The 18,819-nt window shown below is 70.0% G+C and carries 18 protein-coding genes; 10 read left to right on the plus strand and 8 right to left on the minus strand.

Annotation, left to right across the window (positions count from 1 at the left end; genetic code table 11):
• Nucleotides 1-41 precede the first annotated feature (41 nt).
• Nucleotides 42-1,004 carry an NAD(P)-binding domain-containing protein gene (locus tag AB0O76_RS31380; protein ID WP_365497924.1) on the minus strand — a complete coding sequence of 321 codons (963 nt, stop codon included), beginning with the start codon at nt 1,002-1,004 and terminating at the stop codon, nt 42-44.
• A 161-nt stretch (nt 1,005-1,165) separates the two neighbouring features.
• Between AB0O76_RS31380 and AB0O76_RS31385 the strand changes: the two genes are divergently transcribed.
• From AB0O76_RS31385 to AB0O76_RS31395, 3 genes are read left to right on the plus strand one after another with little or no spacing between them, the layout of a single operon-like run.
• Nucleotides 1,166-1,837, plus strand: a complete 672-nt coding sequence (locus AB0O76_RS31385; RefSeq protein WP_365498285.1) for a HEAT repeat domain-containing protein — start codon at nt 1,166-1,168, stop codon at nt 1,835-1,837.
• Nucleotides 1,838-1,840: 3 nt separating this feature from the next.
• A complete protein-coding gene (locus AB0O76_RS31390; RefSeq protein WP_365497927.1) occupies nt 1,841-2,848 on the plus strand; it encodes a MerR family transcriptional regulator in 1,008 nt (335 codons plus the stop codon).
• Nucleotides 2,849-2,894: 46 nt separating this feature from the next.
• A complete protein-coding gene (locus tag AB0O76_RS31395; RefSeq protein ID WP_365497930.1) occupies nt 2,895-3,920 on the plus strand; it encodes a helix-turn-helix domain-containing protein in 1,026 nt (341 codons plus the stop codon).
• On the opposite strand, the gene AB0O76_RS31400 is transcribed toward AB0O76_RS31395, so the two are convergent.
• Nucleotides 3,905-6,301, minus strand: a complete 2,397-nt coding sequence (locus tag AB0O76_RS31400) for an excinuclease ABC subunit UvrA (RefSeq protein WP_365497933.1) — start codon at nt 6,299-6,301, stop codon at nt 3,905-3,907. The genes AB0O76_RS31395 and AB0O76_RS31400 overlap by 16 nt on opposite strands.
• A gap of 219 nt (nt 6,302-6,520) precedes the next feature.
• Between AB0O76_RS31400 and AB0O76_RS31405 the strand changes: the two genes are divergently transcribed.
• The 3 genes from AB0O76_RS31405 to AB0O76_RS31415 all read left to right on the plus strand — a co-directional run bounded on the left by AB0O76_RS31405 (nt 6,521) and on the right by AB0O76_RS31415 (nt 8,103).
• Nucleotides 6,521-7,000: a helix-turn-helix transcriptional regulator gene (locus AB0O76_RS31405; protein WP_365497936.1), complete on the plus strand. Its 480-nt coding sequence runs from the start codon at nt 6,521-6,523 to the stop codon at nt 6,998-7,000.
• A gap of 24 nt (nt 7,001-7,024) precedes the next feature.
• Nucleotides 7,025-7,606: a hypothetical protein gene (locus AB0O76_RS31410; protein WP_365497939.1), complete on the plus strand. Its 582-nt coding sequence runs from the start codon at nt 7,025-7,027 to the stop codon at nt 7,604-7,606.
• A 161-nt stretch (nt 7,607-7,767) separates the two neighbouring features.
• Complete coding sequence (locus AB0O76_RS31415) at nt 7,768-8,103, plus strand: DUF2516 family protein (protein WP_365497942.1); 336 nt, start codon at nt 7,768-7,770, stop codon at nt 8,101-8,103.
• A gap of 17 nt (nt 8,104-8,120) precedes the next feature.
• Here AB0O76_RS31415 and AB0O76_RS31420 read toward each other — a convergent pair whose 3' ends face one another.
• From AB0O76_RS31420 to AB0O76_RS31430, 3 genes are all read right to left on the minus strand, one after another.
• Nucleotides 8,121-9,440, minus strand: a complete 1,320-nt coding sequence (locus AB0O76_RS31420) for a SpoIIE family protein phosphatase (protein ID WP_365497945.1) — start codon at nt 9,438-9,440, stop codon at nt 8,121-8,123.
• A gap of 309 nt (nt 9,441-9,749) precedes the next feature.
• Nucleotides 9,750-10,775, minus strand: a complete 1,026-nt coding sequence (locus AB0O76_RS31425; RefSeq protein ID WP_365498288.1) for an NlpC/P60 family protein — start codon at nt 10,773-10,775, stop codon at nt 9,750-9,752.
• Between the two features lie 215 nt (nt 10,776-10,990).
• The gene (locus AB0O76_RS31430; protein ID WP_365497948.1) at nt 10,991-11,788 is read right to left on the minus strand and encodes a class I SAM-dependent methyltransferase; all 798 of its coding nucleotides are present in this window, start codon (nt 11,786-11,788) and stop codon (nt 10,991-10,993) included.
• A gap of 164 nt (nt 11,789-11,952) precedes the next feature.
• Here AB0O76_RS31430 and mshA point away from each other — a divergent pair, with 164 nt between their 5' ends.
• The 3 genes from mshA to AB0O76_RS31445 all read left to right on the plus strand — a co-directional run bounded on the left by mshA (nt 11,953) and on the right by AB0O76_RS31445 (nt 15,584).
• Nucleotides 11,953-13,299, plus strand: coding sequence for a D-inositol-3-phosphate glycosyltransferase (gene mshA / locus AB0O76_RS31435; RefSeq protein ID WP_365497951.1), 1,347 nt, complete (start codon nt 11,953-11,955; stop codon nt 13,297-13,299).
• The gene (locus AB0O76_RS31440) at nt 13,292-13,786 is read left to right on the plus strand and encodes a YbjN domain-containing protein (RefSeq protein WP_365497954.1); all 495 of its coding nucleotides are present in this window, start codon (nt 13,292-13,294) and stop codon (nt 13,784-13,786) included. Before mshA ends, AB0O76_RS31440 begins: the two co-directional genes overlap by 8 nt.
• A 127-nt stretch (nt 13,787-13,913) precedes the next feature.
• Complete coding sequence (locus AB0O76_RS31445) at nt 13,914-15,584, plus strand: glycosyl hydrolase family 28-related protein (protein ID WP_365498291.1); 1,671 nt, start codon at nt 13,914-13,916, stop codon at nt 15,582-15,584.
• Between the two features lie 9 nt (nt 15,585-15,593).
• Here the strand turns inward: AB0O76_RS31445 and AB0O76_RS31450 are convergent, their stop codons facing one another.
• The 3 genes from AB0O76_RS31450 to AB0O76_RS31460 form a co-directional block, all read right to left on the minus strand.
• A complete protein-coding gene (locus AB0O76_RS31450) occupies nt 15,594-16,010 on the minus strand; it encodes a VOC family protein (protein ID WP_365497957.1) in 417 nt (138 codons plus the stop codon).
• Nucleotides 16,011-16,020: 10 nt separating this feature from the next.
• Nucleotides 16,021-16,395, minus strand: coding sequence for a helix-turn-helix transcriptional regulator (locus AB0O76_RS31455; RefSeq protein WP_365498294.1), 375 nt, complete (start codon nt 16,393-16,395; stop codon nt 16,021-16,023).
• Nucleotides 16,396-16,543: 148 nt separating this feature from the next.
• The gene (locus tag AB0O76_RS31460; RefSeq protein WP_365497960.1) at nt 16,544-17,305 is read right to left on the minus strand and encodes a phosphoglyceromutase; all 762 of its coding nucleotides are present in this window, start codon (nt 17,303-17,305) and stop codon (nt 16,544-16,546) included.
• Nucleotides 17,306-17,504: 199 nt separating this feature from the next.
• Between AB0O76_RS31460 and AB0O76_RS31465 the strand changes: the two genes are divergently transcribed.
• Nucleotides 17,505-18,764, plus strand: coding sequence for an MFS transporter (locus tag AB0O76_RS31465; protein WP_365497963.1), 1,260 nt, complete (start codon nt 17,505-17,507; stop codon nt 18,762-18,764).
• Nucleotides 18,765-18,819 lie beyond the last annotated feature (55 nt).

Here is an 18,819-nt window from a genome sequence, read left to right on the forward strand (position 1 = left end):
TGTGCACGGCCGCGGCTCTTTCCGCCGTTGTTTCCGAACAGTCACACGACAGGCTCCCCCCGAAGCACTTCGATCACGCTCGCATAGCTGTCTGAACCGTGCCCCGCGGCGCTCGCCCGCTCCATGGTGGCCTTGAGGAGTTCGGGCAGCGCGTTGTCGAGTCCGCGGCCGGCCGCCGCGTGGATGAGGTGGTCGATCGTCGCGATCTGTACGTCGACGGTGGCGTCGTCGCCCGGATAGTGCCCGGCGTCCACCTGGGGCGCGTACGTGGTGAGGAAACCGGCGACGGCGTGCGTGAGCCAGCGGATGGCGACGGGGGTGAAGTCGGTGGCCTTGGTGGGCTTGGTGGGCTTCCCGCTTCCGGCGGTCCCCGTGTCCGCCCCGAGCAGGGCCGTGCCGTGCAGCCAGCCGGTGAACGCGGCCCACATCAGGCCGAGCAGCGCGACGTCGTAGAGGGAGGCGCGGCCCGGCTCATCGCCCAGGTACAGCGGGTCGCCGAGTGCCGCGAGTGCCGGGCGGTGGGTCTCGAAGACGTCGGCCGAACCGCTGTACAGGAACATCATCTCCGGGCTCCCGACGCCCGGCGGCGTGGTCATGATCGCCCCGTCGAGATAGCCCAGGTCCAGCGAAGCCGCCCACGCCGCCGCGTCGTCGGCCTGCTCGGGGGAGCCGGACGTGAGGTTGACCAGGGCCTTGCCCGCGAGCCCTCCTGCGGCGGCAACCGGGTCGACCACGGCGTGCAGCGCGTCGTGGTCCAGGACGCAGGCGACGATCAACTGACCGGCGGCGACGGCCTCTTCGGGAGTCGCGGCGAGCTGCGCGCCCCGGCCGACGAGGGCATCGGCCTTGCCGGGGGAGCGGTTCCAGACGGTGGTGGGATGGCCGGCGTCCAGGAGGGTGGCGGCGAGCGCCGAGCCCATGTTGCCGAGGCCGATGACGGTGACGGGGGTCTTCTGCGGGAGGCCGGTGATCTCTGTGTCCGTGGTGTTGATCTCTGTGCTCATGCCGACCACGCTCGCAGCGCGCGCCGCCACCGGACAGTGACAGGGATGACGCGGACCACCAAATTCCCGCCACCCCCACCCCCACCCCCGCGCACAGCGGCCTCTTTGACCTTGACACGGTGACAAGGTCTTCACTGCTCGCCAAGGAGGTGATGGTCTCGATGACGATCACGACACAGGACACCGATGTGACGCGAGGGCTCCAGGGGCTGGCGGACGACCGTTCGTCCGTGCGACTGCGGGCCGCCCTGGCGGTCGGCACGACGCCTGACCCGCGCTTCGTCGCCAAGCTCGTCGAACGATGCGCGATCGAGCCCGAGTTCTTCGTCCGCGACATGCTGACCTGGGCGCTCACCCGCCACCCGGTGTCCCTGACGCTCCCCGAGTTGCTCCGCGAGGTCCGCTCGGAGCGCACGCAGGCACGGAGCCAGGCACTGCATACGCTGTCCAAGATCGGGGACCCGCAGGCGTGGCCGGCGATCACACGGTCCCTCCTGTCCGACGCCGACGACGAGGTGGCGCGGAGCGCCTGGCGGGCCGCGGTCGTGCTCGTACCGGAAGGCGAGGAGCCGTCGTTGGCGGCGGTGTTGGCGACGCAGCTCGGGCGCGGTGAGCGGGAGACGCAGCTGAGTCTCAGCCGGGCGCTTGTCGCGCTGGGTGCGGTGATCGAGCCCGCTCTGCAGGCCGCGTCGACGGCCGCCGACCCGCGCATGCGCGCGCACGCGCTCGCCACACAGCGGCTGCTGCGCGACCCGGACGCCGGATTCGAGTTCGCGATCGAGGAGGCGAAGCGCGTCGTGGCTCTCGGCGGGTCAGGCCAGGAGGGACGATAGGGCGTGTTGATCGGTGAGGTGGCGCGACGGTCCGGGGTCAGTGCCCGCATGCTCCGGCATTACGAGTCGCTCGGTCTGGTGCGGCCTTCGGGTCGTACGGGCTCCGGATATCGGGAGTACTCCGGCGATGACATCCGGCGGATCTTCCGTATCGAGAGCCTGCGGTCGCTGGGTCTTTCGCTGCGTGAGATCGGGCGCGCGCTCGACGATCCAGGCCGCACGCCGTCGGCGCTCGTCGACGACCTCATCCGTCAGACGCGCGAACGCATCGCGGCGGAGACCGAGTTGCTCACGCGGCTGCGCCGGATCGATGCCGCGGACCCCGCAGGCTGGGAGGACGTGCTCCAGGTCGTCGCGCTCCTCCAGGCGCTGGGGTCGAAGAGCCCCGACGCGCGCCAGCGGGCGGCCCTTTCCTCGGTCGACGAGGTTCCGGTGCCGGTGGAGGCCCTGGTCGAGGCGGCACTGAGCGAGACGGAGCCGAATGTCGCCGGGGCCCTTCGATGGGCCCTTGCACGATCGGCCGACGGCGGCGGCCCGGCACTCCTTGCGGAGGGCCTCGGTTCACCGGAGGCCGCGGTGCGGGAACGTGCCGTCAAGGCCCTCGCCGAGATGCCCGGTGACGAGGCTGCCGCGCGGCTGCGTGATGCCCTCGCGCACCCTGACGCGGTGGTCCGCGGGTATGCGGCTCTGGCGCTCGGGACACGGGGTGTGGCCGATGCGGTCCCGACGCTCATCGACATGATCGTGGCGGGAAGGAACGACACCGACGCGGCCGACGCACTGAGCGTGCTTGCGAGCGACTCCGCGACGGCGGATCGAATTGCGACCGGGCTCGTCGACCGCCTCGCCCACGACACCACGGAGGAGCCCGCACGCGGACGGCTGACCCAGGCCCTTGCGGGCATCCCGGGGAGGACGGCGTCACGTGCCCTCGTGGAGCTTTCGCAGGACGGGGACCGTGCCGTCGCACTGACCGCGGCGTACCTTCTCCGGCTGCGCGACGCACGGTGACGGTTCCGGGCCGCCCGATGTCAGACCCGCGTCCTACCCTCGCCGCATGAGCGCTGGTTCCGTCGCGTTGGTCGTGGCCGAGGAGATAGCGATCCCGTCCTGGGATCTGTACGAACTGAGCATCCCCTGCACGGTGTTCGGCAAGCCCCAGCCGGATCTCTCGGACCACTGGTACGACTTCCGGCTGTGCAGCGCGTACGAAGGCGGGGGTGCAGGGGGTGCAGGGGGCGCCGGAGACGTCGGGCTTTCGCTGCGTACGCCGCACGGGCTCGACGACCTCGTCGGCGCGGACACCGTCATCGTGACGTCGGTCCCGGACGCCTGTGTCGACGACGGCGAACCGCTCCCGCCCGGCCTCGCCCCCGCCCTGCGCCGCGCGTACGAGGCAGGTGCCCGGATGGTCTCCCTGTGCACCGGCGCCTTCGCGCTCGCCGAAGCGGGCCTGCTCGACGGCCGCCGGGCCACCGCGCACTGGATGCACACGGCCCAACTGGCCGAGCGCTACCCGAAGGTGGACGTCGACGACTCGGTCCTCTACGTGGACGACGGCGACATCCTCACCAGCGCGGGCGTGAGCGCGGGCCTCGACCTGTGCCTGCACCTGGTCCGCCGCGACCTGGGTGCGCACGTCGCCAACCAGCTCGCCCGGCGGATGGTCGTGCCCGCCCACCGCCCGGGCGGCCAGGCCCAGTTCATCGACCTCTCGGTGCCCGCGACGGACGACGAGGGCCTGGCGCCCGTACTCGAATGGGCCCGCGCCCGCCTCGACCGCCCCCTGACCGTCGACGACCTGGCCCGGCACGCGGCGATGAGCCCGCGCACCCTGTACCGCCGCCTCCAGGCGGCCACCGGCACGACCCCGCTCCAGTGGCTGCTCAACCAGCGCCTTGCGCGCGCCCAGAGCCTCCTGGAGTCGACGGACCTGCCGATCGAGCGCATCGGCGAACTCAGCGGCCTCGGCACGGCGAACAACCTCCGCCACCACTTCCTCAAGCAGGTGGGGGTGTCACCGGGGGACTACCGGCGGGCCTTCCCGCGTATGACAGCGGGCCCCGGTCAGGCGCCGACGTAGGCCGCGAGATGCTCGCCCGTGAGCGTGGAACGGTCGGCGACCAGTTCGCCCGGAGTCCCCTCGAAGACGATCTTGCCGCCGTCGTGTCCTGCGCCAGGGCCGAGGTCGATGATCCAGTCGGCGTGCGCCATGACCGCCTGGTGGTGCTCGATGACGATGACCGACTTGCCGGAGTCGACCAGCCGGTCCAGCAGGCCGAGCAGCTGCTCGACATCGGCGAGGTGCAGGCCCGTGGTCGGCTCGTCGAGGACGTACACACCACCCTTGTCGCCCATGTGGGTGGCCAGCTTGAGCCGCTGCCGCTCGCCGCCGGACAGCGTGGTGAGCGGCTGGCCGAGGCTGAGATAGCCGAGCCCGACGTCGGCGAGGCGGTCGAGGATCTTGTGCGCGGCGGGCGTGGCCGCATCGCCCGAGCCGAAGAACTCCTCGGCCTCGGCCACCGACATCGCGAGGACCTCGCTGATGTCCTTGCCGCCGAAGGTGTACGTGAGCACCTCGGCCTGGAACCGCTTCCCTTCGCAGTCCTCGCAGGTGGACTCGACGCCCGCCATCATGCCGAGGTCGGTGTAGATGACGCCGGCGCCGTTGCAGGCGGGGCAGGCGCCCTCGGAGTTGGCGCTGAACAGCGCCGGCTTCACGCCGTTGGCCTTGGCGAACGCCTTGCGGATCGGGTCGAGAAGGCCGGTGTACGTCGCCGGGTTGCTGCGCCGCGATCCCTTGATCGGCGCCTGGTCGACCGAGACCACGCCCGCGTCGGTGGGGACGGAGCCGTGGATGAGCGAGCTCTTGCCGGATCCGGCGACGCCGGTGACGACGCACAGCACCCCGAGCGGCACATCGACGTCCACGCCCCGCAGGTTGTTGCGGGTGGCGCCGCGGATCTCCAGGGCGCCGGTGGACTCGCGCACCGTCTCCTTGAGGGTGGCCCGGTCGTCGAGATGGCGGCCCGTGACGGTGTCGGTCGCCCGCAGCTCTTCGATGGAGCCCTCGAAGCAGACGGTGCCGCCCGCCGTGCCCGCGCCGGGGCCGAGGTCCACGACATGGTCGGCGATGGCGATCGCCTCCGGCTTGTGCTCCACGACGAGCACCGTGTTGCCCTTGTCCCGCAGCTGGAGGAGCAGGTTGTTCATGCGCTGGATGTCATGGGGGTGCAGGCCGATGGTGGGCTCGTCGAAGACGTACGTGACGTCGGTGAGCGAGGAGCCGAGGTGGCGGATCATCTTGACGCGCTGCGCCTCGCCGCCGGACAGCGTGCCCGCGGCCCGGTCGAGCGCGAGATAGCCGAGGCCGATCTGCACGAACGAGTCGAGGGTGTGCTGCAGCGCGGTGAGCAGCGGGGCCACCGAAGGCTCCCTGAGCCCGCGGACCCACTCGGCCAGGTCGCGGATCTCCATCGCACAGGCGTCGGCGATGCTGATCCGCTTGATCTTCGATGAGCGGGCCCCCTCGCTGAGCCGCGTCCCGTCGCACTCGGGGCAGACGGAGAAGGTGACGGCCCGCTCCACGAACGCCCGGATGTGCGGCTGCATCGCCTCCTTGTCCTTGGAGAGGAACGACTTCTGGATCTTGGGGATCAGCCCCTCGTAGGTGAGGTTGACGCCGTTGACCTTGACCTTCATCGGCTCGCCGTAGAGGAAGTCCCGCAGTTCCTTCTTGGTGTACTTCCGGATCGGCTTGTCCGGGTCGACCAGGCCGGACTGGGCGTAGACCTGCACGGTCCACTGGCTGTCCGACTTCCAGCCGGGGATGGTGAACGCGCCCTCGGAGAGCGACTTGGAGTCGTCGTAGAGCTGGGTGAGGTCGATGTCGGAGACCGCGCCGCGGCCCTCGCAGCGCGTACACATACCGCCGGTGCGGTTGAAGGTCGCCTTCACGGTCTTGGTCTTGGCGGCGCCGCGCTCGACGGTGATGCCGCCGCTTGCCCGGACCGATGCGGTGTTGAAGGAGTACGCGCTCGGCGGGCCGATGTGCGGCTTGCCGAGCCGGCTGAAGAGGATCCGCAGCATCGCGTTGGCGTCGGTGGCGGTGCCGACGGTGGAGCGCGGGTCGGCGCCCATCCGCTGCTGGTCGACGGTGATCGCGGTGGTGAGACCGTCGAGCACGTCGACCTCGGGCCGCGCAAGGGTCGGCATGAAGCCCTGCAGGAAGGCGCTGTAGGTCTCGTTGATCATCCGCTGCGACTCGGCGGCGATCGTGTTGAACACCAGCGAGCTCTTGCCCGAGCCGGAGACGCCGGTGAACACCGTGAGGCGGCGCTTGGGGATCTCGATGCTGACGTCCTTCAGATTGTTCACCCGGGCGCCGTGCACGCGGATCATGTCGTGGCTGTCGGCGGCGTGCGGCGCGGGCGGCTGCGTGCTCTTCCTCTTGGCCGTGCTCATCGCGTCTCCATCCGTCGTGCGGGCCGTCTGCGCGGGCTCCGTCGCCTGCCTCACGGTAGGCGGCGGCCGGGGGGCCGCGCTTCTCGAATCCTGATCTCGCCGATCCTGATCTCTCCGGTCCTGATCTCTCTTGCGCCATCTCCGGCGCCCGACGTGGCCTGGCGCACTATTGCAAGCGCCTGCTTGCAATAGTTAGCAAGGGCGGTGCAGTATCGGCGTATGGCATCACTCAACGTCGGCAATCTCGGTGAGTATCTGCGTGAGCAGCGGCGCAACGCGCAGCTGTCGCTGCGGCAGCTCGCCGACGCCGCCGGGGTGTCCAATCCGTATCTGAGCCAGATCGAGCGCGGCCTGCGCAAGCCGAGCGCCGAAGTCCTTCAACAGGTGGCCAAGGCGCTGCGGATCTCCGCCGAGACGTTGTACGTCCGGGCCGGGATCCTCGACGAGAAGGAGCGGGACGAGCTGGAGACGCGCGCCGTCATCCTCGCCGACCCGTCCATCAACGAGCGGCAGAAGCAAGTGCTGTTGCAGATCTACGAGTCGTTCCGCAAGGAGAACGGCTTCGAGGTCTCGTCGTACGCGGAGGATGTTTCGTACGCGGACGGCTCCTCGTTCTCAGATGAAGTGGACGCCTCCGCTGACGGCCCCCGCACGGCCGACGGCAGTGATGCCAGCCCCAAGGACCACCCCTCAAGCTGACGCGATTCCGGGAGGACCATCCCCATGGCCATCAAGGACGACCTGTACAAGACCCTCAGCGACCCCACCCCCGCCTACTTCGCAGCGGGCACCGCGGACCTTGCGTACCAGCAGGCGAAGAAGGTGCCGGGCCTGATCGAGCAGCTGATCGCCGAGGCACCGGCCCGTTTCGACGCCGTGCGCAACACCGACACCAAAGCCGTCCAGGACAAGGCCGCCACCCGCGCCAAGGAGGCGCAGGAGACGATCCAGGCCAAGGTCACCGAGTTCATCGAGACCCTCGACACCGACCTGAAGAAGCTCGGCGAGAGCGCTCAGGACCTGGCGCTGCGCTCGGTCGGCGTGGCCGCCGAGTACGCCGTCAAGGCGCGGGAGAAGTACGAGGAGGTCGCCGAGCACGGTGAGCAGGCCGTGAAGACCTGGCGCGGCGAGGCCGCCGAGGAGATCTCGGAGCTGGCCGAGGCCGTCGAGCCGGACGCCGAGCCGGCCGCCGCGGAGTCGAAGCCCGCCGAGCCGCAGGCCGCCGCCCCGGCGAAGAAGCCCGTGGCGAAGAAGACCACCGCCAAGAAGACGACGGCGAAGAAGACCACGTCGCCCGCCAAGTAGGCGCGTGTCACGGCTGGTGCTGCCGTGGGAGCGGGTCGGGCACTCTCGGAGTGCCCGGCCCGTTCTCGGGGTAGCGGGTACGGTGTCCGCGTACTCAAGACTCGCGTACTCAAGACTTTCGAAGGCCTCACGAGCCGGGACTGGTGGTGGACGTTGTGCTGATGCAGGGGTTCGCAAACTTCATGTGGCTGCTGTCGTTGGCCCTGATCGTCTTCAGCGGCTTCGCGCTCATCGACGCGGCCGTCCGGCGCGAGGACGCCTACCGCGCGGCGGACAAGAAGACCAAGCCGTTCTGGCTGATCATCCTCGGGATCGCCTTCGTGGCGAGCCTGCTCTTCCCGATCCTGTCGTTCCTGCCGATCATCGGGCTCATCGCGACCATCGTGTACATGGTGGACGTGCGGCCCGCGATCAAGCAGATCACCGGCGGAGGCGGCGGTGGCCGCAGGGGCTCAAGCAGCGACGGCCCGTACGGCCCGTACAACGGCGGCCGGTAGTCAGCCCGCCCGGGGCCTCAGCGGTCCCGGTCGAGCAGCAGCACCGCCACATCGTCCGTCAGGTCGCCGCCGTTGAGGTCGCGGACCTCGTTGACCGCGGCCTCCAGGAGCTCGTCGCCCCGCAGCCCCGCCGCGATCTTGCGGCGGACCATCTCCACCATGCCCTCCTGGCCGAGGCGCTCCTTGCCCCGGCCGATGCGGCCCTCGATCAGGCCGTCCGTGTAGAGCATCAGGCTCCACTTGCCGCCGAGCTCCACCTGGCGGCGCGGCCAGCGGGCGTTCGGCAGCAGGCCGAGCGCGGGGCCGCTGTTCTCGTACGGAAGCAGCTCCGCGAGGCGCCCGTCGCGGACGATCAGCGGGGACGGGTGTCCGGCCAGGCAGAGTCCCGCCCTGCGGCCGTCGGGGGCGATGTCGACGGTGCAGAGCGTCGCGAAGATCTCGTCGTCGGCGCGCTCGTGCTCCAGGACCTTCTGCAGGGTGGAGAGCAGCTCGTCGCCGCACAGGCCCGCGAAGGTCAGGGTCCGCCAGGCGATGCGCAGCTCGACGCCGAGCGCGGCCTCGTCGGGACCGTGGCCGCAGACGTCGCCGATCATGACGTGCACCGAGCCGTCGGGGGTGCGCACCGTGTCGTAGAAGTCGCCGCCGAGCAGCGCCCGCGAGCGCCCGGGGCGGTAGCGGGCCGCGAACCGCAGCGGTGAGCCGTCGAGCAGCGGCGTGGGCAGCAGACCGCGCTCCAGACGGGCGTTCTCCTGGGCCCGCAGGCGCGACTCCGTCAGCTGGCGCTGGGCGGCGTCGGCGCGCTTGCGCTCCACGGCGTACCGGATGGCGCGGCTGAGCAGCCGACCGTCCAGCTCGTCGCGGAAGAGATAGTCCTGGGCGCCGACGCGCACCGCCTCGGCGCCGCGCTCGGCGTCGCCGTTCGCGGTGAGCGCGAGGACGGCGTGCCGGGGCGCGAGGAGCAGCACGTGCTTGAGCATGGCGAGCTCGTCCTCGTCGGCCTCGGAGGCGCCGGCTCCGGGGGCGCCGGCCCCCGTCAGGGCGAGGTCGAGCAGGATGCAGTGCACGTCGTCGGTGAGCAGCCGCTCGGCCTCGGTGAGGTTGCGGGCGGTGCGGATACGGATCGGCTTGCCCGCGGAGTCGAGCAGCTCGGGGACGCTCAGCGCACCTGCCGGGTCGTCCTCGATCACCAGCAGGCTGAGTCCGGTGCCGCTTGTCTGCTCCGTCGGGCGGTGGTCTGCGCCCACGTCCAGGGACGTGGGTACGGGCGCCTGCAGAGCGTGAGCCTGACCGCCTTCCGCGGCCGGGATCGCTCTCTGCCGCGGTATGGGTACGGGCATCGGTTTGGTTCCTTCCCTCCCCCCGAGGGCATGGTGGGGCGACGGTCGCCGCACCACCGACGGGGACCATAGCGTTAGCCACGGCCCCATTGGAATGCCGAGCGGCAAACAGCCACCGTCATATGCCGCATGTAGGGCCGGATTTGGGCACGACGGCTACCACCGGGGATGACGAACATCACGCCGGAGGGGTTGAGTACGGAACGTGGGGGTGCGGTGGGTCACATGACGTACGGCACAGAAGGGCCGCGCAACTGACTCACCGCACAGGGACGGTCACTTGTCGGGCGCTTCTTGCCGGCGGCCGGGCTACTTGTCGGGCCGGACGACCCCGAGGATCTTCATCGATCCCGCGCCCGCGATGGTGACATCGCGTCCGGGGCGCGGTGCGTGCACGATCGCGCCGTCGCCCAGGTACATCCCGACATGGCTGGCGTCCTGGTGATAAATGATCAGGTCGCCGGGGCGCATGTTCTTGATGTCGATGCGCGGCAGTTGCTTCCACTGCTCCTGCGACGTACGCGGAATGCCCTGTCCTGCCGCCGCCCAGGCCTGTGAGGTGAGCCCCGAGCAGTCGTACGAGGACGGGCCCTCGGCGCCCCACACATACGGCTTGCCGATCTGCGCGGTGGCGAACTCGACGGCCTTCTTGCCCTGTCCTGTCGCCTTGCCCTTGATGTCCTTCAGGACACCCGAACTCACCCACGCCGTCTGCTTCTTGAGGGCGGCCTCCTCCTCGAGCTTCCGGAGCCGCTCGAGCTCCTTCTTCTCGAGCTTGGACTCCATCTCCTCGGCGGCCTCGATCTTCTTCTTGATCTTCTTCTTCGACGCGGCCTTCGCCTTGCGGTTGGCTTCCAGCTTCTTCCACTGGGCGGTGGCGTCCTTGGCGTAGATCCGCAGGTCCTCCTGCGTCCGGCCCATCTCCGTCAGCATGCCCTTGGTGGCCTTCTCGCCCTGCCGCATCCGCCCCGCGCCGTCCAGGAACTCCTGCGGGTCGTCGCTGAGCATCAGCTGGGCCTCGGAGGGCATCCCGCCGCTGCGGTACTGGGCGCGGGCTGCGGCGCCCGCACGGGACTTGAGCTTGTCGAGCTTCTGCTGGCCCTTGGTGATGGAGCGGGCGAGCTTCACGATCTGCTCGGACTGCTTCTTCGACTTCTCCTCGGCAGCGTTGTACGCGTCCGTGGCGACGCCCGCTTCGTGGTAGAGGCGGTCGATCTCCTTGCGTACGTCCTCAAGGGACTTGGCCTTGCCGGGCGTTGGCTTCGCCGGACTCGCGAAGGCCGTGCCGGGTGTCGTAAGCACCGTCACCGCGCAGATCAGCGCCATGCCAGCCATCGTCGAACTCCGCTTGCCGGTCACGTCCCGCCTCCCCCAAAACTGATTTACCGTCAGTAACTTGTGGTTGCCCCGGGGATGGTGCCATGTCCGCGCGCAATACGACAGAGCGCGTAGCCAACTCCATCCCGCTGCCCGTCTCATGTGACGAACGGCACTGGGAGATCGTTCCCCGCAGGTCAGGCCGGGGAGATCCGTTCCACGCGGGGCGCGGTTCACACCTGACGGGGCGCCAACGCCTCCCACCGCACCGTCACTTCACCCTGCCGCCAGCGCGAAGCCCGGTCCGCCACCGGCCAGTCCGCGGTCAGCTCGCGCACCGTCCTGATCCACCGCTGCCGCGCCCCGTACGAGGCGTACGGCGCCGCTGCCGCCCAGGCCCGGTCGAAGTCGCGCAGGAACGCGTGTACGGGCTCGCCCGGCACGTTCCGGTGGATCAGCGCCTTCGGGAGCCGCTCGGCGAGGTCGGAGGGCCGATCCAGCGAGCCCAGGCGGGTCGCGAAGGTCACCGTGCGCGGTCCTTCGGGGCCGAGCGCGACCCAGACGTGCCGCCGCCCGATCTCGTCGCACGTCCCCTCCACCAACAGCCCGCCGGGTGCGAGCCGCGCACAGAGCCGTTCCCACACGGCGGCGACCTGTTCCTCGTCGTACTGCCGCAGGACGTTCGCCGCCCGGATCAGCGCGGGACTGCCCGGCAGCGGGATCTCGAAGCCGCCGTGCCGGAAGGAGAGCCCCTCCCTTTCGTACGGCTTCGCGGCCGCGACCCGCGCCGGATCGATCTCGACGCCGACCACGCGCGCGTGGGGCGCGGCGGTGCGCAGCCGCACCAGCAGCTCGACGGCGGTCCAGGGGGCGGCCCCGTACCCGAGGTCGACGGCCACGGGGTCGGTCGCGCGCCGCAGCTCGGCGCCGTGCGTGGCGGCGATCCAGCGGTCCATGCGGCGCAGCCGGTTGGGGTTGGTGGTCCCGCGGGTCACCGTCCCCACGGGGCGGGAAGGGGTGCGGGAGGCCATGAGGAAAAGGGTATGCGCCCGCGATCGCCGACAAACGGTTGAGCCCGCCCCAGTAATGATTTGGCAAAGAGGAAATGGAGGTGGCTCTTCCGATGTTCTCCCTCTGGAGGGCTTTTGCGGGCCCTCCCTCAAGGCATGCCCGCGCGCGCAAGGAGGACCGCCACGTGACCCAGTACGTGTCCAGGCTCGGTCGCCTCTCTCCGGCAGCGCCCGGCAGACTCCGGCTCCCCGGTTCGCCCCGCCGGCCGCGCCGCGTGGCGATGCTGAGCGTGCACACCTCACCGCTGCACCAGCCCGGCACGGGCGACGCGGGCGGCATGAACGTCTACATCGTCGAGCTGGCCAAGCGCCTCGCCGCGATCAACGTGGAGGTCGAGATCTTCACGCGCTCGACCACGGGCACGCTGCCGCCCGCCGTCGAGCTCGCACCCGGCGTCCTGGTCCGGCACGTGGACGCGGGCCCCTACGAGGGCCTGGCGAAGGAGGAGCTCCCCGCCCAGCTCTGCGCCTTCACGCACGGCGTGATGCAGGCGTGGGCCGGCAACCGCCCCGGCTACTACGACCTGGTCCACTCCCACTACTGGCTGAGCGGCCACGTCGGCTGGCTGGCCGCCGAGCGCTGGGGCGTGCCGCTGGTGCACGCCATGCACACGATGGCGAAGGTCAAGAACGCGGCACTCGCTCTGGGTGACACCCCGGAGCCGGCGGCCCGCGTGATCGGCGAGACACAGATCGTGCGGGCGGCGGACCGCCTGATCGCCAACACCTCCGAAGAGGCCGACGAACTCGTACGCCACTACGAAGCGGACGCGGGCAAGGTCGCCGTGGTCCACCCCGGCGTGAACCTCGACCGCTTCCGCCCGGCGGACGGCCGCGCGGCGGCCCGCCACCGCCTGGGCCTCCCGCAGGACGCCTTGGTCCCCCTCTTCGCGGGCCGCATCCAGCCGCTCAAGGCGCCGGACGTGCTGCTGCGCGCGGTCGCGGTTCTCCTGGACCAGCGCCCCGAGCTGCGCTCGAACATCGTCGTACCGGTGGTGGGCGGCCCCAGCGGCAGCGGCCTCGCCAAGCCGGAGGGCCTCCAGAAGCTGGCGGCCAAGCTGGGCATCGCGGACGTGGTGCGCTTCCAGCCACCGGTGGGCCAGGAGCAACTGGCGGACTGGTTCAGGGCGGCATCGGTCCTCGTCATGCCCTCCTACAGCGAATCCTTCGGCCTGGTGGCCATAGAGGCGCAGGCGGCGGGCACGCCGGTGCTTGCGGCGTCGGTGGGCGGCCTGCCGGTCGCGGTGCGCGACGAGACGACGGGCTTCCTGATCTCCGGCCACGAACCGGCCCACTACGCGCGCGTACTCCGCGATTTCGCCGAGAACCCCCACCTCGTGGACCGCATGGGCGAGGCGGCCGCGCTGCACGCGGAATCCTTCGGCTGGGACACGGCGGCGTCCGCCACGGCGGACGTCTACACGGCGGCGATGCATGAGCACCGGCGTCGCGTACGCTCGCATCATGGCTGATCAGGCTGACGCACCGGCGATCATCGAGCAGACGCTGAACGACGCCGAGCTGGAGTGGGAGAACCCGGAGCCCGGCTCCTACGTAGTGAAGCTCCCAGGCACCCGCAAACTCTCCACGACGCTCTCACTCAGACTCGGCAAGCACGCCCTGTCCCTGACGGCGTTCGTGGTGCGCCACCCCGACGAGAACGACGCGGCGGTCCACCGCTGGCTCCTGGAACGGAACCTGCGCCTGTACGGCGTGAGTTACGCGATCGACTCCCTCGGCGACATCTACCTCACCGGCAAGCTGCCACTCTCCGCGGTAACGCCGGACGAACTGGACCGCCTCCTGGGCTCGGTCCTCGAAAACGCGGACGGCTCCTTCAACACACTCCTTGAGCTGGGCTTCGCGACGGCGATCCGCAAGGAGTACGCGTGGCGGGTGTCGCGCGGCGAGCCCACCCGAAACCTGGACGCGTTCACCCACCTGACCCAGGAGAGCTAGCCTCCCGGCGGGTGACCCGCCGCACACCTTCCCCAGGCGCCAAGCCCATGGCATGCTCACCGCCATCGCAGATATGAACTGCGTTCACATCCATGGAATGTGGAGGGTGGCGAGTATGGGTACAGGCATGGAGCGGCCCAGCAGACGTGGCGTACTCGGTGGTGCGATGGGCGTCGCGGCGGCAGCCGTCGCCGGTGGTGCGGTCGGCGGGACCGCGTGGGCGGCCGGGCAGCGGCCGGGCGGTGAAACCCCCGCCCTCTGGCGGGAGTTCACGAAGGCCCCGTACACCCACCCCCAGATTCCCTACATAGGCCGAGCCGGCGCACGCGCCGGCCGTCGTCGCCTGCCCCGCCCCGAAGTCGTAGCGAACGTACGCGATTACGGAGCCAAGCCCGACGACAAGTCGGACACGGCGCCCGCGATCAACCGGGCCCTCGCCGAAGCGGGGGCGATGGGCGGCGGGACCGTCCTCGTCCCGCCCGGTGCGTACCGCATCGACGGCGTCATCCGCATCGCCCACGACAACGTCGTCCTCCGAGGCGCGGGCAGCGCCCGCACCACCCTCCACGCCACCAAGAACCTCACTGAACTGATCGGCCCCTACGGCTCCCGCTACGGCGGGGACAAGAGCAGCTGGTCCTGGGCCGGAGGCCTCATCTGGCTCTGCCCGCAAGCCCGTTGGGACTCCCTCACCGGCGCCATCAAGGCGAAGGCCTGGCCCTTCGAGGGCTGGACGGGCAACAAGCGCGACGAGTGGCAGACCCTCACCACCACCGGCCCCGCCCGTCGCGGCGACCGCACCCTGAAGGTCACCGACACCTCCCGCCTGCGCAAGGGCGACCTGGTCCTGCTCCGCCTCGCGGACGACGCCGACCACACGCTCCTCGAACACATGGCGGGTGACGGCCCAGGCCCGGAGGCCTACACCTGGGACGACAAGACAAAGCTGACGTCGTACGTCCCGTACGAGTGGCCGGTGCGAGTCACTTCGGTGAGCAAGAGCAGCGTCACTCTGGAACGCCCGCTCCCCCTTGACGTACGCCCGGAGTGGGACCCCCGACTCACCACCCACGTCAGGGCGCTGACGAACGCGGGAGTCGAGGGCCTCACCCTCGAGGTGGTCGAGACGCCCCAGTCCCCGCACCTCCTGGACAAGGGCTACAACGGCGTCACGTTCCAGTGCGCGTACGACTGCTGGGCGGACGACATCGCCGTACGCCATGTGGACAACGGCTTTGGCCTGGTGAGCGCCTCGGCCTGCACTCTCCGCAACACCCGTGTCGCGGGCCGGGGTTCGCACCACCCGTACTTCTGCCGCGAGGGCTCCCACGACAACCTGATCGAGGACTTCACCATCGAGCAGCGCACGGTCCCGGCTCCGTCAGGAACCCAGCTGCACGGCATCAACGTAGAAGGGCTCTCCTCCTGCAACGTCTGGTCACGCGGCACGATGGACATGGGCACCTTCGACAGCCACCGAGGCATGCCCTTCGCGAACGTCCGCACGGACATCACCGTGAACAACAACGGCCGCCACGGTGGAGACGCCGGCGCAGGCCCGCTCTTCGGCGCCCGCTTCACCCACTGGAACATCCGCGTGACGAACGACCGCGCGGGATTGATGAAGATCGACGGTCTGGCCCCTTACAGCGCCACGGTGGGCATCAACGAGGTCCGGGAGTTCGACCAGATCGACGTACCGGACTTCTCCGGAGATCTGCACTCGCGCATCGAGCTGTATGGGACGACGGACGACGTCCGCCCCCGCAACCTCCACGACGCGCAGAGAGAGCTGTGAGCGCGGGACTCACTGCCCGCGAGGCCGGCTGAAGCGCACCATGTTGCCGGCGGGGTCGCGGAAGGCGCAGTCACGGACGCCCCAGTGCTGGTCGACCGGCTCCTGGAGCACTTCGCCGCCCGCCGAGCTGATGCGCTCGAAGGTCGCGTCGACGTCGTCGGTCGAGAAGATGACGCCACGCAGCAGGCCCTTGCCGAGGAGCTCGGCCATGGCCTGCTTGTCGGCCTCCGATGCGTTCGGGTCGGCCAGCGGGGGCTCCAGGACGATGTTCACGTCAGGCTGCGAGGGCGCCCCGATGGTCACCCAGCGCATGTCGGCGTACCCGACGTCGCTCCGCACCTCCAGGCCGAGAATGTCCCGGTAGAAGGCGAGCGCCTTGTCGTGGTCGTCGACGGCGATGAAGGTCTGAGAAAGCTTGATGTCCATGCGTTCCACGCTAGGGCCGTGCGCCGGATCCGGCTTCTCCGTTCCTGACCGGTCGCGTGTGGATCTTGGCGATGCAGGCCGGGACGTCGGAGCCCTCGTCATGGCTCCGGGCCCGGTACGCGCTCGGGCTCTCGCCGACCAGCTCGGTGAACCGCGAGCTGAACGACCCGAGCGACGTACAGCCGACGGCGAAGCACACGTCCGTCACCGACAGATCGCCCCGCCGCAGCAGCGCCTTGGCCCGCTCGATGCGACGCGTCATCAGATAGCTGTACGGCGTCTCACCGAAGGCGGCACGAAAGCTCCGGGAGAAGTGCCCCGCAGACATGAGGGCGCCGCGCGCAAGCGCGGGAACGTCGAGCGGCTCCGCGTAGTCGCGGTCCATGGTGTCCCGGGCCCGCCGCAGTCGAACCAGATCCTCCAACGTCGTCACCCGACCACCATCCCATAGGCGGCGAAAGTCCTTACGCGCGAAAAAGCCCCCTCCTCGCGAGCGAATCACGGGGAGGGGGCTTACGCAGAGCGGGGCAGGGCTACTTCTTCTTGCCCTGATTCTTGACCGCCTCGATGGCAGCCTTCGCCGCCTCCGGGTCCAGGTACGTGCCGCCCTGCTTCAGCGGCTTGAAGTCCGCGTCCAGTTCGTACGCCAGCGGGATTCCGGTGGGGATGTTCAGGCCCGCGATGTCCTCGTCGGAGATGCCGTCCAGGTGCTTGACCAGGGCGCGCAGCGAGTTGCCGTGCGCGGCTACCAGGACCGTCTTGCCGTCGAGGAGGTCCGGGACGATGCCGTCGAACCAGTACGGGAGCATGCGGACGACGACGTCCTTGAGGCACTCCGTCTGGGGGCGCAGCTCCGGGGGGAGGGTCGCGTAGCGGGGGTCGGAGAACTGCGAGTACTCCGACTCGCGGTCCAGCGCCGGCGGCGGGGTGTCGTACGAGCGGCGCCAGAGCATGAACTGCTCCTCGCCGAACTCGGCCAGCGTCTGAGCCTTGTCCTTGCCCTGGAGGGCGCCGTAGTGGCGCTCGTTCAAGCGCCACGAGCGGTGGACCGGGATCCAGTGGCGGTCGGCCGCCTCCAGGGAGAGCTGCGCCGTGCGGATCGCGCGCTTCTGGAGCGACGTGTGGACCACGTCGGGGAGCAGGCCGGCGTCCTTGAGCAGCTCACCGCCGCGGACCGCCTCCTTCTCGCCCTTCTCGTTGAGGTTGACGTCCACCCAGCCGGTGAACAGGTTCTTCGCGTTCCACTCGCTCTCGCCGTGGCGGAGGAGGATCAGCTTGTACGGTGCGTCGGCCATGCCCCTGAGCGTAATCGAACCGCCGGGCGCCCCGCGCGCCCGGCCGGGACGTGGACACAGGCCCCGCCGCAGCAGGATCAGTTGACCGTTTCTGTTAATCCGCTGGCTCTGCGGGAGTCCGGGATCGTAATGTGCAGTCGTCAACAGAGACACTTACACGTGCTGTTCGCGCGCCTGTCTGATCTGTGGGGGAAACCGAATGTCGCTCGCCGCCATGAGACGTGCCGCCAGAGAGTCCGTCTCGGGGCTTCCCCGCGAGTTCTGGTGGCTGTGGACCAGCACGCTCGTCAACCGGCTCGGCGCCTTCGTCGCCACCTTCATGGCGCTCTACTTGACCCTGGACCGGGGGTACTCCGCGACCTACGCCGGGCTCGTCGCCGCCCTGCACGGTCTGGGAGGCGTGATCTCGTCGCTCGGTGCCGGTGTCATGACCGACCGGCTCGGGCGGCGGCCCACCCTCCTCATCGCCCAGTCGTCCACCGCGCTCTCCGTCGCCCTGCTCGGGTTCATGAAGGACCCGTTGGCCATCGCCGCCGTCGCCTTCCTGGTGGGTATGGCCAGCAACGCCTCCCGGCCCGCCGTCCAGGCGATGATGGCGGACATCGTGCGGCCCGAGGACCGGGTGCGGGCCTTCTCCCTCAACTACTGGGCGATCAACCTCGGATTCGCGATCTCCGCCATGGGCGCCGGCTTCATCGCCGAGTTCAGCTACCTCGCCGGGTTCCTCATCGAGGCCGCCATGACCATGGCCTGCGCGATCGTCGTCTTCGCGAAACTGCCGGAGTCGCGGCCCGTGCGCACCGCCCTGGAGAAGGACGCCGAGCCGGAGGTGGGGCTCGGGACCGTCCTGAGGGACGGGCGGTTCATGGGTGTTGTGGGTCTTTCGTTCCTCATCGCGCTGATCTTCCAGCAGGGGTCCGTGGGGCTCCCCGTCGCCATGGGCGAGGCCGGCTTCACGCCCGCCGACTACGGCATGGCCATCGCCGTCAACGGCGTACTGATCGTCGTCCTGCAGATCCCGGTCACCCGCTTCATCGAGCACCGGGACCCGCAGCCGCTCCTTGTCATCTCCGCGCTGCTCGCCGGATACGGCTTCGGGCTCACCGCCTTCGCCGGGTCGATCGGCGTCTTCGCGCTGACCGTGTGCGTCTGGACGCTGGCGGAAATCGTCAACGCGCCCACGCAGACGGGTCTTGTCGTGCGGCTCTCTCCCCTCCACGGCAGGGGGCGCTACCAGGGCATGTACACCATGTCGTGGGCCGTGGCCGCGCTCGTCGCCCCGCTGATGTCCGGCTTCGTGATCGACCGGTTCGGGGCGGACTGGCTCTGGGGCATCTGCGCCGTCATCGGTACGGTCGCGGCGCTCGGCTACTGGTCGCTGATGAGGGGGCTGCCGGAGGAGGAGACCTCCGCGCCCGTACGTAAGAGAGAAGACCTCCGCGCGCGTGTGCGCCGTTGATGCGCCGTCAGCCATGGGCATGAGATGGGGGACAGGCAGTACGCCTTCGAGGAGG

This window comes from Streptomyces sp. NPDC086554, from assembly GCF_040686095.1.
GTDB lineage: Bacteria > Actinomycetota > Actinomycetes > Streptomycetales > Streptomycetaceae > Streptomyces.

What these genes read in the sequence shown, in the direction of transcription:
- AB0O76_RS31380 (WP_365497924.1), bottom strand. Translation starts at nt 1,004, where the DNA reads ATGAGCACAGAGATCAACACCACGGACACAGAGATCACCGGCCTCCCG.
- AB0O76_RS31385 (WP_365498285.1), top strand. Translation starts at nt 1,166, where the DNA reads ATGACGATCACGACACAGGACACCGATGTGACGCGAGGGCTCCAGGGG.
- AB0O76_RS31395 (WP_365497930.1), top strand. Translation starts at nt 2,895, where the DNA reads ATGAGCGCTGGTTCCGTCGCGTTGGTCGTGGCCGAGGAGATAGCGATC.
- AB0O76_RS31400 (WP_365497933.1), bottom strand. Translation starts at nt 6,301, where the DNA reads ATGAGCACGGCCAAGAGGAAGAGCACGCAGCCGCCCGCGCCGCACGCC.
- AB0O76_RS31405 (WP_365497936.1), top strand. Translation starts at nt 6,521, where the DNA reads ATGGCATCACTCAACGTCGGCAATCTCGGTGAGTATCTGCGTGAGCAG.
- AB0O76_RS31410 (WP_365497939.1), top strand. Translation starts at nt 7,025, where the DNA reads ATGGCCATCAAGGACGACCTGTACAAGACCCTCAGCGACCCCACCCCC.
- AB0O76_RS31415 (WP_365497942.1), top strand. Translation starts at nt 7,768, where the DNA reads ATGCAGGGGTTCGCAAACTTCATGTGGCTGCTGTCGTTGGCCCTGATC.
- AB0O76_RS31420 (WP_365497945.1), bottom strand. Translation starts at nt 9,440, where the DNA reads ATGCCCGTACCCATACCGCGGCAGAGAGCGATCCCGGCCGCGGAAGGC.
- AB0O76_RS31425 (WP_365498288.1), bottom strand. Translation starts at nt 10,775, where the DNA reads ATGGCTGGCATGGCGCTGATCTGCGCGGTGACGGTGCTTACGACACCC.
- AB0O76_RS31430 (WP_365497948.1), bottom strand. Translation starts at nt 11,788, where the DNA reads ATGGCCTCCCGCACCCCTTCCCGCCCCGTGGGGACGGTGACCCGCGGG.
- AB0O76_RS31440 (WP_365497954.1), top strand. Translation starts at nt 13,292, where the DNA reads ATGGCTGATCAGGCTGACGCACCGGCGATCATCGAGCAGACGCTGAAC.
- AB0O76_RS31445 (WP_365498291.1), top strand. Translation starts at nt 13,914, where the DNA reads ATGGAGCGGCCCAGCAGACGTGGCGTACTCGGTGGTGCGATGGGCGTC.
- AB0O76_RS31450 (WP_365497957.1), bottom strand. Translation starts at nt 16,010, where the DNA reads ATGGACATCAAGCTTTCTCAGACCTTCATCGCCGTCGACGACCACGAC.
- AB0O76_RS31455 (WP_365498294.1), bottom strand. Translation starts at nt 16,395, where the DNA reads ATGGACCGCGACTACGCGGAGCCGCTCGACGTTCCCGCGCTTGCGCGC.
- AB0O76_RS31460 (WP_365497960.1), bottom strand. Translation starts at nt 17,305, where the DNA reads ATGGCCGACGCACCGTACAAGCTGATCCTCCTCCGCCACGGCGAGAGC.
- AB0O76_RS31465 (WP_365497963.1), top strand. Translation starts at nt 17,505, where the DNA reads ATGTCGCTCGCCGCCATGAGACGTGCCGCCAGAGAGTCCGTCTCGGGG.